Origin of the sequence: Maribacter sp. IgM3_T14_3 (assembly GCF_049603095.1) — a bacterium.
Taxonomy (GTDB): Bacteria; Bacteroidota; Bacteroidia; order Flavobacteriales; family Flavobacteriaceae; genus Maribacter.
The window spans coordinates 1537248-1553124 of record NZ_CP187138.1; the positions used below are offsets into that span (position 1 = coordinate 1537248).

11 protein-coding genes are annotated in these 15877 nt (G+C 34.8%); 3 read left to right on the forward strand and 8 right to left on the reverse strand.

The genetic code is table 11. The features are described 5' to 3' along the window. Positions 1–67 precede the first annotated feature (67 nt). Complete coding sequence (locus tag ACPF9A_RS06960; RefSeq protein ID WP_424002922.1) at positions 68–1150, reverse strand: diphosphomevalonate/mevalonate 3,5-bisphosphate decarboxylase family protein; 1083 nt, start codon at positions 1148–1150, stop codon at positions 68–70. 81 nt (positions 1151–1231) lie between these two features. On the opposite strand from ACPF9A_RS06960, the gene ACPF9A_RS06965 reads away from it, so the two are divergent. Beyond that, entirely contained in the window at positions 1232–1705 is a 474-nt protein-coding gene (locus ACPF9A_RS06965) for a TspO/MBR family protein (RefSeq protein WP_424002924.1), read from the forward strand. Position 1706: 1 nt separating this feature from the next. On the opposite strand, the gene ACPF9A_RS06970 is transcribed toward ACPF9A_RS06965, so the two are convergent. The 7 genes from ACPF9A_RS06970 to ACPF9A_RS07000 are packed head-to-tail and all read right to left on the reverse strand — an operon-like array spanning position 1707 to position 10140. Then, on the reverse strand, positions 1707–2246 hold the full coding sequence (locus tag ACPF9A_RS06970; RefSeq protein WP_424002926.1) for a DUF1697 domain-containing protein: 540 nt from the start codon (positions 2244–2246) through the stop codon (positions 1707–1709). Position 2247: 1 nt separating this feature from the next. Next, positions 2248–3528: an NAD(P)/FAD-dependent oxidoreductase gene (locus tag ACPF9A_RS06975; protein ID WP_424002928.1), complete on the reverse strand. Its 1281-nt coding sequence runs from the start codon at positions 3526–3528 to the stop codon at positions 2248–2250. After that, entirely contained in the window at positions 3528–4217 is a 690-nt protein-coding gene (locus ACPF9A_RS06980) for a glycerophosphodiester phosphodiesterase (protein ID WP_424002930.1), read from the reverse strand. The genes ACPF9A_RS06975 and ACPF9A_RS06980 overlap by 1 nt, the downstream gene beginning before the upstream one ends. Positions 4218–4274: 57 nt before the next feature. Next, on the reverse strand, positions 4275–6050 hold the full coding sequence (locus ACPF9A_RS06985; RefSeq protein WP_424002932.1) for an alpha-amylase family glycosyl hydrolase: 1776 nt from the start codon (positions 6048–6050) through the stop codon (positions 4275–4277). 45 nt (positions 6051–6095) lie between these two features. Next, positions 6096–8399, reverse strand: a complete 2304-nt coding sequence (locus ACPF9A_RS06990) for a glycoside hydrolase family 65 protein (protein WP_424002934.1) — start codon at positions 8397–8399, stop codon at positions 6096–6098. Between the two features lie 36 nt (positions 8400–8435). Further along, complete coding sequence (gene pgmB / locus ACPF9A_RS06995) at positions 8436–9104, reverse strand: beta-phosphoglucomutase (RefSeq protein WP_424002936.1); 669 nt, start codon at positions 9102–9104, stop codon at positions 8436–8438. A 13-nt stretch (positions 9105–9117) separates the two neighbouring features. Further along, on the reverse strand, positions 9118–10140 hold the full coding sequence (locus tag ACPF9A_RS07000) for a LacI family DNA-binding transcriptional regulator (protein WP_424002938.1): 1023 nt from the start codon (positions 10138–10140) through the stop codon (positions 9118–9120). Between the two features lie 322 nt (positions 10141–10462). On the opposite strand from ACPF9A_RS07000, the gene ACPF9A_RS07005 reads away from it, so the two are divergent. Further along, positions 10463–13528, forward strand: coding sequence for a SusC/RagA family TonB-linked outer membrane protein (locus ACPF9A_RS07005; RefSeq protein ID WP_424002940.1), 3066 nt, complete (start codon positions 10463–10465; stop codon positions 13526–13528). An 18-nt stretch (positions 13529–13546) separates the two neighbouring features. Then, positions 13547–15139 (forward strand): RagB/SusD family nutrient uptake outer membrane protein, encoded by a 1593-nt coding sequence (locus ACPF9A_RS07010; RefSeq protein WP_424002942.1) that lies wholly within the window; start codon positions 13547–13549, stop codon positions 15137–15139. The last annotated feature ends 738 nt before the right edge of the window (positions 15140–15877 follow it).

A 15877-nucleotide genomic window follows, 5' to 3' on the forward strand; every position in this document is an offset into this window, starting at 1 on the left:
GGTTAAACAAAATAGATGAATCTTCTCTTTACAAACGCTTATAATAAAAAAAACGTACATAATTCACCTACAACTTCTTAGCACCCAGACCAATTCTATCGCAAATATACTGTCCATTTTGACAAAAAGGTACTAACTTCTCTTTTATAAATGGAAAAACGATATCCTTTTCATTTTCCGGATATAATACATGCACATTGGCACCTGCATCTAAAGTAAAGCAAACATGTGTATTAGATTCTTGCCTAAATTTCCAAATTTCATTGATTAGAGAAAGGGTATTAGGCTTCATTAATATAAAATACGGATTACTCGTCATCATCATTGCATGCAATGTAAGCGCTTCGCTTTCTACAATATTTATGAAACTATCTAAATTACCATCTGCTAAAACCGATTTTAGCTTTTCTAAATTGGTATGTGCCTGATCAAATCGTTGAGGCGCGAACGGGTGCCCATGCATTAACTCATGACCTACCGTACTGCTTACCTGTTTCTCTACTTTATCAACCAATAAAATAGTATCATGAAAATTATTGAATACCTCATGTACTGCATATGGATATTTTATACCGAATAAATTTGAGCTTCCCTCAATCGAGGCTGTTTCGCCCCATTGCACCAATGGTCCTTCAATACTACGACAAGCACTACCTGAACCTAAACGAGATAAGAACGAAACTTTTCTATTGAAATCTTCTTCAGAAATTGATGATGAGAATGACCTTTCCATCTCCATAAAACATAATGCCAATGCAGACATACCACTTGCTGATGACGCTATACCACTACTATGCGGAAAAGAATTTGATGTATTTATAACAAAGTGATACTCTTTTAAAAACGGTAGATAGACTTCTATTCTTTTAAAAAATGTATTGATTTTCGGCTTGAATTCTTCTTTTGCCTCGCCCTCAAACAAAAGGTCAAATGAGAACTCATCACTTTTTTGAACCTTCTTTTTATACTTCACACTAGTTTTAGTAACACATGCAGCTAAGGTAAAACTGATTGATGGGTTGGCGGGAATCTGATTCGCTCTCTTTCCCCAATACTTTACCAAAGCAATATTGCTGGGCGAAGAATACGATACCGCACCTTCTTCTTTCAATGTAATATATGATGCTGGAATAAAATCTTTTTCTGACATTGAATTTTCAATTTGTGCAAATATAGTTTTTAGGGCTATCAATTAAAATAAATCCTTATTTTAGACCTAAACACTGACCAGTTGAAAAGAAAGTTTAAGTATATTCTTATTGGTATTATCATATGCTCGGCCATTGGTTTTTTGAGTAGCGTTGTTACGCAAAGCTCTGTTACCGGATGGTATTTAACATTGAACAAGCCTAGTTTTAACCCACCAAATTGGGTATTTGCTCCCGTATGGAGTGCTCTTTATATTATGATGGGTATCTCTGCCGGCTGGGTATGGGCAAAAGGTTTTCATCATAAATGGGTAAAAACCGGATTATATCATTTTGGTTTTCAACTACTTTTAAACGGATTGTGGAGTATTGTATTCTTCGGACTAAAACAACCATTTTATGGGCTGCTCGTAATTATGGCACTTCTAGTAGTATTATCTCTTACTATTAAATGGTTCAATGTCGTTAGTAAATTTGCAGCGATATTGCTAATTCCGTACCTACTTTGGGTTTGTTTCGCTACAGCTTTGAATTATAAAATTTGGGAATTGAATTAATCTAATAACTCAACTCTAATAATTTGTGCATGGTTCTATAGTTTCTAGTAGTTGCCAGTACCTTCAACTTTCGCTCTATCAAATTATTATTCAATTTTGCTTTACCATATCCCACTTTGCACTTTAAATATATGCAAGAATCAGAAATTGAAAATTCTTCGTTCTCGTACGATTCTACTTTAAACTTAGTAAGCTCGCTAATTTTCGGAAGATCATTTAATAATACAAAATAGACTTGCTTTCTTATAATTTCATCTTCTGACTCGAACGGATTATCATTAAGAATATCCCGTAATTGTGAAGTAGTCTTCACTATTACAGGTACTTCGAAACCAAAACTTTTTAAAATAGCCTTAGAAATGAGTGATTCTAATTCTGATGTATTCTGGAGTTCACTTTTAAAAACTATATTACCACTTTGAATGTATGTTTTAACTTCTTTCAAGCTTATACTATCGCATAATTCTCGAAGTTCAGCCATCGGAATTTTATGTTTTCCGCTGACATTTATCCCTCTTAAAAATGCAATATATGTCTTCATTTTATGATTGGTTTACATTCAAACTTTCTACCACTCCATTGGCTGCAATATAACCTCCTGTCCAGGCATTCTGAAAATTGAATCCACCGGTAATGGCATCTACATTTATGATTTCCCCAGCAAAATAGAGACTTGGAAGAATTTTACTTTCGTAGGTTTTAAAATTGATTTCCTTTAAATCTAAACCACCGGCCGTCACAAACTCTTCTTTAAAAGTACTTTTACCGTTAACCTGAAAAACACCCATGGTTAATTGCTCTGCAAGTGATTGCAACTGTTGTTTAGATACTTCTGGCCAGGTTGTAGTATCGGCTATACCAGATGCTTTTACCAAGTTCGCCCATAAACGCTTCGGAATATCTAAGACCTTGGTTCTTAGAATAGTTTTCTTTTCTACCTGTTTTACTTTCAAGAACAATTCTAACAATCCGTTTTGGTGATACTCTGGCACCCAATTTACTTGAATTTTGAATTGATAATTATACTGTTCTAAAATTCTTGCTCCCCATGCAGACAGTTTTAAAATAGCCGGTCCGCTCATTCCCCAATGGGTAACCAACAAAGGTCCGTCTGAACTTAAACCAGATGCATCTAATTTTGTTCTTGCTGTCTTTTTACCGAAGTTCTTTTTGGGTATAACGTTTACCTCGGCAAGCGTTACAACACCCGGTATATCCGTTATACGCTCATCTTTTATATTAAAAGTAAACAACGATGGCACAGGCGGAACAATAGTATGCCCTAAAGCTTCAAGATACTTCCACATTTTAGGATTACTTCCTGTTGCCAAAATGAGTTTTTTGCAGTACATAAAACCCTCCCCTACGGCAACCTTCCACTTTTTAATTCCTTCTTCCTCGATTTGCTCAATTCCGCTTACCGAACAAAGTGTTTTCACCTGAACCCCTAATCTATCTGCCTCAGAAATAAAGCAGTCTATAATTGTTTGTGACGAATTACTGACCGGAAACATTCTGCCATCTTCCTCAATTTTTAAAGATACACCGCGTTCTTCAAAAAAACCGACGGTATCACTACTGGCATAGGTATGAAAAGGACCTAAAAGTTCTTTTTCTCCTCTAGGATAGTTTTTGCTTAAATCTGACGGATTAAATTCTGCATGAGTAACATTACAACGACCACCACCAGAAATTTTAACCTTGGTCAGCACATCCTTTCCCCGTTCTAAAATAGCTATTTTAGTATTTGGTCTTTTTTCTGCGATATGTATTGCCGCATAAAAGCCTGCAGCACCACCACCAATTACTAAAACGTCGTACATTATTTTACCCGTTCTGGAAAGTTTGTAATAATACCATCTACCGAAATACGTTTCATGGCATCAATATCAGCTGGCTCATTGACCGTCCAAGTATATATTTTAAATCCGGCTTCTCTTATTTCATTTGCCTTTTCTACATCTAGATTCTTGAAATATGGATTAATAGCTACGGCATTCAATTCTTTGGCTACAGGTATGGCATCTACTGGGTTTTCTTCGGTCAAAACGGCTATAGCCACATTCGGGTTATGTCTACGCATCTCCTTCAGTTCGTCCCAATTAAAACTTGAGATAATGAAGTTTTCAGGCGACCAGTTTCTTTTTTTAATATAATAATTCATAATATGGTTAACCTTATCTGCAGTACCGGCGCCCTTCAACTCAATATTTAAGGCTACTTTATTATCTATTAGTTTTAAGACATCTTGTAGCATTGGTATTGCATGCCCGCCTTCAACGATGACCTTCTTTAAGTCAACTATATAATAATCTTCAATATTACCAGGGGCATTTGTTAATCGATCTAAAGTTTCGTCATGAAAAACAACAATCTCTCCACTTTTAATTTTAAAGACATCGATTTCTATCATATCAACACCTAAGTCCATTGCTTTTTGAATAGATGCCAAGGTGTTTTCAGTTTCGTGACCCATAGCACCTCTATGACCAATTACTAACGGTTCTTTCATATTACAAGATGCTAAAGTGAAACAAATAATAGCTAGAGAAATTCTATTGAGCATGTTTTAAGATTTTAATTCAAAAATAAAGGATTCTAAAGGATTTAAGTTGATTGCGACATGACCTTCTCCATTTTCTACTCTTAAAGAATTCTCATGACCATAAAGCGCATCTTGTAAAGGATAATTACCTTCTTTTAATTGCCAAGTATTTATTAAATCAACCGGTAATTTTAAATCGAACGAAAAGTGATTATTGACATCAAAATTTGAAACCACAATCAGTTTTTGATTCTCAGACCAACGAACATAAGACAACACGCGATGATTGTAATTTTCAGTAATTTCTTTATTATAGAAATGAATTTCGCGGTACGCACCCATAAGTGCTTCACTACTTATGGTGAAATTCAATAATCGCTTGTAAAAATCTCTTAACGAAGCTTCTTCTAGCGTTGATTGACCACCATCGAACTTTTTATTATTCACCCATCTTTGATGATGGGGAACACCTATGTAATCAAAAATCGATGTTCTTGACGGACTCCCAAAGCCTGCATGTTCAACAGCTGGCTCACCTACTTCTTGACCGAAATAAATCATGGTCGGCGATGTGCTTATCGTCGCAGAAACTACCATTGCCGGTCTACCAATTTCAGCATTACCTACAAACTCTGTACTAGCGATACGTTGCTCGTCATGATTCTCTAAAAAGTGAAGCATGTTATGTTCTATATCTTGTAGACCGTTCTGAACAACCGGCAAATGATCAGACCAACCATACCCTTTCATGATATGTTTTAGTCCGTCATAAAAATCGACCTTATCATATAAGTAATCCATCTTACCCTTATGGATATATGTTCTATATAAATCTGGATTATACACCTCTGCCATTATAAATGCATCGGGATTTTTCATTTTTATGGATGAATTCATAAAGCTCCAAAATTCTACCGGAACCATTTCTGCCATATCATATCTAAAGCCGTCAACGCCCATTGCTAACCAATACAAGGCAACATTCCTAAATTTTCGCCATGAGCTTGGCACAACCCTTTTTTTCCAATAGTTAAAATGCTCTTCATTATCTTTCTCACCGAAATCATTTGGCAGCATGTCAAAATCTAGTCCGCCATCTGGTCTTACTCCGTAATTAATACGAACTGTCTCATACCAATCGTTCATATCTGGTTGTACACTTCGAGAGCCATTACCTGTCCATTTCGCGGGGATTTCAACTAGCTTGTTATTTGTATAATTCGGAATATCACCACCTAAAGGCACATAACCATCTCGCCATTGGGGAGTTTTAAATTCCGTTCCCGGGATATAATAAAAGTTATTATCTTTTTGATATTCAACGGATGTATCATCGCCAAATCCGAAATCAGAAACACCTTTAGGGTTCGTCTTTCCCTCATACTTTCTGGCGACATGATTGGGTACAATATCAATAATCACCTTCATGCCCGCCTTATGTGTACGATCAATTAAAGATTTGAACTCCTTTAACCTTTTTGAGGGATCCTTAGCTAAATCGGGGTTAACATTGTAATAATCTTTAACCGCGTAAGGCGATCCCGCTCTGCCCTTAACTACGTCTGGATCATCATTTGAAATACCGATTTCAGTATAGTCATTTATTACAGCGTGATGCGGTATACCTGTATACCAAATATGGGTTATACCTAAATCTTTAATCTCCGCAAGCGCTTTTTTATTAAAATCAGCAAACTTCCCTACTCCGTTTTCTTCAATGGTACCCCATGGCTTATTGTTGGTATTTGTATTACCAAAAAGCCTGGTAAACACATGATAAATTACAATCTTACTATTCATGGGGTAATATAATTTTAAACTTTAAAGTACTAAACTAAAGCCTTTTTACACAGTAGTCAATTCATCTGGAAACAATGTTACTTTCTTTCCATTAACGCGAATGGTCACCTCTTCGGTACCAATTAGCTGAAAAGTTGTGTTTTTAGCAGTAACATTTACCTTGATAATTCTATTTCTAAAATTAACCTTAAAAGAATATGCACTCCACTGATTCGGTATTTGTGGCTTAAATGACAACTTATCGTTTATAACACGCATGCCGCCAAAACCTTCAACTATGCTCATCCAAGTACCAGCCATAGATGTAATATGCAAACCTTCTTCGACCTCTTTATTATAATCATCTAAATCTAGCCTCGATGTTCTTAAATAGAAATTATACGCCTGTTCCATTCTGCCCAATTTCGCTGCTTGAATACTATGCACACATGGCGACAAAGAAGATTCATGAACGGTAAAAGGCTCATAGAAATCGAAATGTTTTTCTAAATCTTCTACTGAGAAATCTTCTTCAAAAAAGTAGAACCCCTGTAAAACATCTGCTTGTTTAATATACGGAGACCTTAAAATTCTGTCCCAACTCCATTTTTGATTAATTGGTCTTTCTGTTTTTGGCAAATCATCTACCCTAACCAAATCTTTATCTAAAAAGCCATCTTGCTGTAAAAATACCCCATGCTCTTTCGAATATGGAAAATACATTTTATTGGCTACTTTTCTCCATTTATCACACTCTCTATCGGTAAGCTGAGTTTTACCTATTATTCTATGATAATCATCTGAATAACCGCTTTTAACCTTCTCTAATTGCGTAAGTGTATAATTAATACACCATTTCGCCAAATAGTTAGTATACCAGTTATTATTGACATTATTTTCATATTCATTAGGTCCTGTAACCCCAAGCATTACATATTTATTTTTATCCTTAGATAAGTTTACACGTTGATGCCAAAATCTAGAAATACCTATTAATACTTCTAAACCCATTTCTGGGATGTAACTGTAATCGCCGGTATATCTATAATAGTTATGGATTGCAAAAGCAATAGCTCCGTTTCTATGAATTTCCTCAAAAGTAATCTCCCATTCATTATGGCACTCTTCGCCATTCATGGTTACCATAGGGTATAATGCCGCTCCATTAGAGAAACCTAATTTCTTGGCATTTTCAATAGCCTTTTCTAAATGGTTGTAACGATATTTCAATAGCTTTCTGGCTACCTTATCATCTTTGGTTGCCATATAGAAAGGAATACAATATGCCTCGGTATCCCAATAGGTACTACCGCCGTATTTCTCACCTGTAAATCCTTTCGGACCAATATTCAGCCTAGAATCTGTACCTAAGTAGGTTTGGTTTAATTGAAATATATTAAAACGAATACCTTGTTGCGCCTTTACATCGCCTTCAATAACAATATCGCTCATGTTCCAAATAGCAGCCCAAGCTTCCTTTTGTTTTTGTAATAGCTGATCAAAGCCTAAAGCACTTACTTCATCTAAACTATTATTGGCTACTTGTACTAATTCTTGATTAGGGTGATTTCTTGCAACAGTGTAACCACCAAATTTCGTCAACGTAACAGATTCGTCTGCCTTTAAATTCTGCTCAAACTTTAAAGACACAAATGAATCTGTCTTTTCAGATGGCACACCCGAAATCTGATTCCCATTATATTCTAATGAGGCCTGCATAAACGTACAGGTCTTAAATTCAGTTTTCATAGTATGCGCCTCGATAAAGGCACGGTTATCTGTTGTGCTTACATTCGTAGTATTCCAGAATTTGTCATCCCAGTTGCTATCTTCATTTGTAATACCACTATCTAAATACGGCTCAAATACTATGTTAGCATCTGTTTTTAATGCCTTAATATTATATGAAATGGCACCTACCGTATCTATATCTATACTTAAAAATCGTTTTACAACAACTTCTATCTCAACGTTATTAGTAGTTACTGCTTGAAAAGTACGAGTGTACACACCCTCTTTCATGTTCAATTCTCGTCTAAAATTTGACACTTTTTTACTCGTTGCCAAATCGAACTCTACTCCATCAATATAAATTTTGATTCCGATCCAATTAGGAGCGTTCAAAACCTTGGCAAAGTATTCTGGATAGCCATTTTTCCACCATCCTACACGAGTTTTATCAGGATAATAAACACCTGCAATATAACTACCTTGAAAAGTTTCGCCAGTATAGGTTTCTTCAAAATTGGCACGTTGTCCCATGGCACCGTTACCTATACTAAATATACTTTCAGAAGACTTTACGTTTTCTTGATCGAAACCTTCTTCTATTATGCACCACTTATCTGGTTTAATATAATCTTGATTCATGAAATTTATATTGAATTGAAATATAGCTACCTTAATTTATTCTTTATGTTGTTTGTTGATCAATGAATCTAAAAAATCATCGCTCATTTCGGTAAAGTCGTTAAAATTGTAATCTGCCTCGTTTAGTATTTCAGCATCTCCTATTCCTATGCTAACCATATTCGCTGCATTAGCTGCTTGAATACCAGCAACAGCATCTTCAAAGACCACACATGAATTTGCTGAAACACCTAAATTATCAGCTGCAATCAAAAACACTTCTGGGTCTGGCTTAGCCTTGGTTACGCTATTACCATCGACAATGCTATCGAAATACGGTAATAAATCAACCTTTTCTAAAATAGGCCTGGCATTTTTACTTGCAGAGCCCAATGCTATGGGGATATTTTTATTCTTTAAATATTGTAAAACTCTGGTCACATCTGGCAAAATCTCACTTGAATCCATCTTTTCGATGTAAGCTAGATAATCAACATTTTTCTCTACCATCCAAGTATCGAACTGATCCTGTGTAGCCGTTATATTCCCAATATCTAAAAGAATCTCTAAGCATCGTTTTCGACTGACCCCTTTAAAGAGTTCGTTCTGCTCTTTGGTAAATTCAAACCCTAATTCATTGGCCAGTTTACGCCAAGCTAAATAATGATATTTAGCCGTATCAACTATAACACCATCTAAGTCAAATATAAAACCTACTTTCTCCATTATCACAAAAATATTAATTGATTGTAGAACCTCTTTTAATTAATGTTGCATTAATTACCTCTGTTCTAAAAGGCTCTTCTACTACTTCAGTTGACTCCATTCTTTTTATCAGCATTTTAGCTGCTAGTTCGCCCATTTTCTCACCATGCTGGGCTACAGTACTAAGTTTAGGCGAAGAATATTTTGATAAGATTCCGTCTGTAAATCCGATAATTGAAATTTCTGCTGGTATCTTAAAACCTAATTGCTGAATAACACTCATACATTGAACTGCAAAAATCTCATTAACACATAATACCGCTTCTATTTCATTTTTCTGAAAAAACTCTGTTATTAGCTTTGTATTGTCTAAATCATGAGGTAACGTCAAAATTAAATTCTCATCGAACGGAATATTATTATCCTTTAAAGCTTTTAGATAACCTTCTTTTCTATTTTCACTTACATTAAAATAATTCTCGGTCGTAATCAATGCTATTTTTTTAGACCCTGTCTTTATAAAATGTGTTACCGATTCGCGCGATATTTCAATATCATTCAATATTACCTTATCACATGCAACTTCTTGGGTAACTCTATCAAAAAGTACTATGGGTATACCCTGATCTAATAATTCTTTTAAATGTGTAAAATCATTTCTTCGCTGTGTTTCTGCACTTAACGATAATATGAAACCGTCTATACTGCCATTCGCTAACATTTCCATATTAATAACCTCTTTATCAAACGATTCATCAGAAATGCAAACAATTACATTATAACCCATTTGATTGGCATACATTTCTATACCCCTAAAGACTGTAGTAAAAAAATGATGAACAATATCAGGAATTATTACCCCTATATTTTTTGTTCTTTTATTTTTTAAGCTAAGGGCTATATTATTAGGACGGTAATTATAGAATTTTGCAAAAGCTTTAATTCTATCTTTTGTGTCCTTGCCAATTTCTTTACTATTTTTCAATGCCTTCGACACCGTTGAAATAGAAACGTCAAGTTCTTTAGCAATATCTTTTAAAGTGATTTTTGGTTTCAAAAAAAAGGATTTTAAATTTTAAGATAATAACTTAAATTAATCTAAAAGTTAAAGTTAGGCAATCAATGGTATTTCGTAAATATATACAAAAAAGGATTTTTCTTATATTTGCATTATTATCAAATATTCACATTTAACCGCTATGTTAATTAAGAATATCATAATATTGCCTATTCGCATTCATTATACTCGCAAAAAAGAAAAGTTATCAACACGAAACCGTTTTCGTAATATTTTAACTTAAACAATACCATTGTCAACACCGCTTTTTACATATTTTTAACAATTGAAATTAAATTAACTCAACTTAAATTAACAATTTATGAAGATTACATTCCTAAAAAGTCTGTTAGTTCTCGGTGCATTTTTGTGCTTTGGATCGATGCAGGCACAAGAAGTATCTGGAACTGTTTCAGATGCAAGTGGACCTTTACCAGGAGCTAGTGTTCTTGAAAAAGGAACAACGAATGGTACACAAACTGATTTTGACGGTAATTACACATTGACCGCTGAAGAAGGTGCTGTACTTATTGTTAGTTATATCGGCTACAAAACTCAAGAAGTAGCAATTAACGGTAGAACTTCAATCAACTTCACTTTAGACGAAGATGCTGAAGCATTAGAAGAAGTTGTAATTATCGGTTACGGTACTACAACTGTTAAAGATGCTACGGGATCTGTTTCTTCTGTTTCTTCAGAAGATTTTAATGGAGGTATTATTTCATCTCCAGAACAATTAATACAAGGTAAAACTGCAGGTGTACAAATTTCGCAAGCTAGTGGAGAGCCAGGTGCTGGTATTACTTTGAGAATTAGAGGTGCTGGTTCTGTACGTGGAAACAACAGTCCATTATTTGTTATTGATGGTGTACCTGTATCAAATGAAAGTGTTTCTGCTTCAGGTGGAGATTTAGGTGCTGGTAGTAGTGGGGCTAAAAACCCGTTGAACTTTTTAAACCCTAACGATATCGAAAGCATGAGTGTTCTTAAAGATGCTTCTGCAACGGCTATCTACGGTTCTAGAGGTGCAAATGGTGTAGTTGTAATTACAACTAAATCTGGAAAAGGTGGAGGAACTTCAGGTCAATGGGGCTTCTCTAGTAATTTGAATATTGCAACGGTAGCAAACACTTATGACCTTTTATCTTCTGAAGAGTTTGTAGAAAGAGGTGGCGCTGACCTTGGCGGCTCAACAGACTGGCAAGAATATCTTTTTAGAACTACAGCTTCTACTGACAATAATCTTTCTTATTCACAAAATTACGGGTCAGGTAACATTAGAGCTACTTTTGGTTACTCAAAACAATTTGGTATAATTGAAAATACTGATTTTGAACGTATTTCTGGTAGAATAAACTTAACTCAACGTTTTTTTGACAACAAACTAACATTGAATGCTCAAGGAACTGTTTCTAGAATTAATGATAGAGCACCTTTTATTAGTAGAACATCAGGAAGTACTGGAGATTTATTAGCAGCTACTTATTATTCTAATCCTACTTTAAATGCCAATCCAAACATTGGTGCTGATCCAGATAGAAATCCTGCAAATCTATTAACGTATTATGACGATAACTCAGGTACTGACAGGTTTCTTGGAAATGTATCTTTAAACTATGCATTTACCGACGAACTTTCTGCTAAAATTAATTTTGGTCTTGATACTTCTGAATCTACTAGAGGACAAGTTGTAAGCCCTGATATTCTTGGTTTTACTAACGGTGTAATTGGAAATGGTCGTGCAGTAGTAAGCAACTTAGACACTGAAAGTAAATTAATGGAACTTACCATTAATTATAACAAAGAATTTGAAAATTCTAAATTAGATGCACTTGTAGGTTATTCATTTCAAGATTTTAATAGAAGCGGCCAAAATTTACTAGGGCAAGGCTATGCTACTTCAGATATGAATCAAATAATTTCAAGTACCCAACAAGCTTATGAAGATACTCGCAACCTTGCAAGTAATTATCAAGGTTATGGTATTGGTACTTTTAACGATTTACCTGGCAACGGTGATCAATTTAGAATTCTAGGATTAACACCAAATATAAATTCAACAACAAGTAGTAGTTTACCTAACATTCCAATTAATGCATTCTCTGTAGATACTTTTGACTTTACAGATGAGTTACAATCATTCTTTGGTAGGCTAAACTATACTCTTAATGATAAATACTTATTTACAGGTACGGTAAGAGCTGATGGTTCTTCTAAATTTGGTGATAATAACAAATATGGTATTTTCCCTTCTGCAGCTTTTGCTTGGAAATTAAATCAAGAAGATTTCGTAAATGAAGATACTTTTTCTACGCTTAAATTACGAGCTAGCTGGGGTATTACGGGTAATCAAGATGGATTAGGTTATGGTGCGTACTTAAACAGAACCAGATGGGATGGTTTAGGCATAGGAAGTAACTCTCAATTATCAGCACCTGCTACAAGAGAAGTAGCCTTTGCAAACCCAGACCTTAAATGGGAATCCACAACACAATATGGCTTAGGTTTTGATTTCGGTTTTAACAACGACCGTTTTACCGCTACTATTGATCTTTATAGAAAAGAAACAAATGATATACTTTTGAATTTACCAGCAGTACAGCCGGCAACTTCTCCTTTTGTTTTCCAAAATATAGATGGAACAATTGTTAACCAAGGTGCAGAATTAGGACTTGATTATGACTTAATTGCTACAGACGACTTTAACTGGAACGCCAATTTCAATATTTCTTATAACCAAAATGAGTTGACTAACTATGACGGTCCAAATATACAAGCTGGTAATTTGTATGGTCAAGGTCTTACAGGTACTACATCTCAGGTTTTAACCGACGGTCAGCCTTTATATACTTATGAATTACGTTTAGTTGATGAGAATTTTCAAGTTGATACAGATCCAACTATTCTTGACAAGTCGGCATTGCCAAAAATCGTTTCTGGTTTATCGACTAGTATGAGCTATAAAAATTGGGATGCTTCTTTATTCTTTTCCGGGCAATTTGGTTTTTATGTGTATAACAATACCGCAAATGCATTATTTGCAGCACCGCAAATTGGAAGTAGAAATAATTTACGTAGTGTTTTGGATAATAATATTGCATTGTCAGCAACAAACCCAAGTACGTTCTTTTTAGAAAAAGGAGATTTCGTAAGACTTCAAACAGCATCTATAGGGTATAATGTACCATTAAGCGGAGAAGGTACTTTTAAAACCATGCGCTTAAGTGCAGTTGGTCAAAATCTATTTTTACTAACAGGGTATAGCGGATTAGATCCTGAAGTTAGCACTTCAGATATACCATCTAATGGATTCCCATCTGCTTCGATAGACTACCTATCATATCCAAGACCAGTTACTTTTAGTGTTGGATTTAACGTTACATTTTAAAAACAAAAAAATAGGATTATGAAAAAAATAGTAAATTATTTATGTTTCGCACTCCCAATAGCACTGGCATTTTCTTGCACAGACTTAGAGATAGAGCCTACAGATTCATTGATATCTGAAGGTTTTGCAGGAGTAGCAAACGTACAAGGAGAAGTAGCGAATATTTCCAATATAATCGCTGGAGGTAATTTAGGTAACCAAGATGGTCTATATGCTTTGAACGAAGTAACTACAGATGAATATGTAGTAGCTACAAGAGGTACAGATTGGGGTGATAATGGTAGATGGCTAGCCATGCACCAACATTCATGGAACGCAGATTTACAAGATATACGGTTATCTTGGCAAGCTTTGAATAGTATTACAATTAATGCTACACGTGTAATCGACCCAGGTAGTGTATCTACTGCCGGTGGTGATGTTACTGAATTAAAGGCTGAAGCTAGATTCTATAGAGCTTGGGCGATGAGCTGGATTTTAGATATGTGGAGACAAGTACCTTACAGAAATGTTAATGCTCCAAATAGTGAAATACCTTCTGTACTTACGGGTCAGGTTGCGATTGATAGTATAGTTGCAGATCTTAACATTGCGATTAGAGATTTACCTCAAGTAACTGCTGGCGATGGTATTGATTTAAAACAAACGCCAACCAAAGCAGCTGCTAACCATTTGATGGCAAAACTACATCTAAACAAGCATATTTATCTTGAAACTTCTCCGGATAATGCAGATATGCAAGTTGTAATTGATGCTGTTGACGCAATTGAAGCTGATGGATATACCTTAGCAGCAGCTGGAGATTTCTTTGATATTTTTAGACCTAGTAATGATGTTGAAACTATTTGGTGGTCACCAGCGGCTACTGGCCCTAGAATTTGGAATACGCTACATTACAACTTAAACTTCCCAGGATCCAACGATGGTGGTGGATGGAACGGTTTTGCTACCCTTTCTGAATTCTATCAATTATTTGAAGGTGATCCCGATACGAATTATGTTGGTGATGGTCAAGAAGAGCGTAGAGGATGGGTTCCTGATGCAGAAACGGCAAATGCTGATAACTTAGGTATAGGATATGGTTTTCTTATTGGTCAACAATACGAACAAGATGGTACCCCGCTAACTGCAAGAGACAATGTCGGCAGTGTTCCTTTGGTATTCACAAAAGAAGTTTCAAAAGCTGAATATACTGCACCGGCAGATAATGCAGTATTAGAAACTGATGGAACAAGAATGCTAAAATATCACCCTAATGAAGAAGGTGGAGATCAAAGAGCACATACTGTACGTTATAGATTTGCTGATGATTACTTAATGAGAGCTGAAGCAATGTTTAGAATGGGTCAAGATGTTACTGGCATGATCAATACATTAAGAGTTATAAGAGGTGCAACTGCACTAGGTTCTGTAGTGGAATCTGATCTTTTAGCAGAACGTGGAAGAGAAATGTATGCCGAATTAACTAGAAGACAAGATTTAGTACGATTTGATGAGTATTTAAGAGCATGGAATCTTAAAGATGCAACAGATGCAAGGTCGATAATTTTCCCTATTCCTTTTGCAGATATATTAGCTAATCCTAATTTGGTTCAAAACCCAGGATACTAATCATATATAAATTTAAGTTTAAGTCGAAAAGGCCTCCAATTCATTTTGGAGGCTTTTTTATTTCCACCAGTTAATAAAAAAATAAGTAAGTACTCATTATAAATCCATTGAATTATCTAATATTAATATCAGCGATTAGACACAAAAAATCAATGACTCTGCAACCTAAAAAAATACCTACCAAACACAAATATGATTATTATAACTTGTTTTAGTTGTGTGAAGAAATTATAATTTCACCATTCCGATATAAAAGAATAAAAAAGAACTTACCCAATCTATCATTGTTATCTCATAAAATTACTCTTGATGATAGAAAAATAAAGCCCCTACATCTTACAAGTATGACTTTAATGTTACCTTATGAATAGTTCTTAAAGCCGTATAATATAGTTTTACAGGGCAACGAAATTATCGAATCATTAATAGGCTAATGATATTTTAAACACATTCATCTTTTTCAAATATCCATATCACTATAAACTCATTAAAGCAATATGCTTTGAAGCCAATAGAAATAATGCTATTAATCAATTACTCCATGTTTAAAACGGAGTTTTTCGTTAAGTTTTAAAAATCAAGCCAGAGTTTGTTATTTGAACATAAAAAACGCAACATTCCTTTATCGCTTTTGTATGAGGAATGTTGCGTTTTAAATACCATAAAGCACTAATACAGATCAAAATAATTTAGAATAAATTTCTAAAAATAACAGCTGCAATCTTTAATGGATTATGA

Bases quoted from the DNA above. Each gene is read 5' to 3' on its own strand.
- ACPF9A_RS06960 (WP_424002922.1), bottom strand. From the start codon at position 1,150: ATGTCAGAAAAAGATTTTATTCCAGCATCATATATTACATTGAAAGAA.
- ACPF9A_RS06970 (WP_424002926.1), bottom strand. From the start codon at position 2,246: ATGAAGACATATATTGCATTTTTAAGAGGGATAAATGTCAGCGGAAAA.
- ACPF9A_RS06975 (WP_424002928.1), bottom strand. From the start codon at position 3,528: ATGTACGACGTTTTAGTAATTGGTGGTGGTGCTGCAGGCTTTTATGCG.
- ACPF9A_RS06980 (WP_424002930.1), bottom strand. From the start codon at position 4,217: ATGAAAGAACCGTTAGTAATTGGTCATAGAGGTGCTATGGGTCACGAA.
- ACPF9A_RS06985 (WP_424002932.1), bottom strand. From the start codon at position 6,050: ATGAATAGTAAGATTGTAATTTATCATGTGTTTACCAGGCTTTTTGGT.
- ACPF9A_RS06990 (WP_424002934.1), bottom strand. From the start codon at position 8,399: ATGAATCAAGATTATATTAAACCAGATAAGTGGTGCATAATAGAAGAA.
- pgmB (WP_424002936.1), bottom strand. From the start codon at position 9,104: ATGGAGAAAGTAGGTTTTATATTTGACTTAGATGGTGTTATAGTTGAT.
- ACPF9A_RS07005 (WP_424002940.1), top strand. From the start codon at position 10,463: ATGAAGATTACATTCCTAAAAAGTCTGTTAGTTCTCGGTGCATTTTTG.
- ACPF9A_RS07010 (WP_424002942.1), top strand. From the start codon at position 13,547: ATGAAAAAAATAGTAAATTATTTATGTTTCGCACTCCCAATAGCACTG.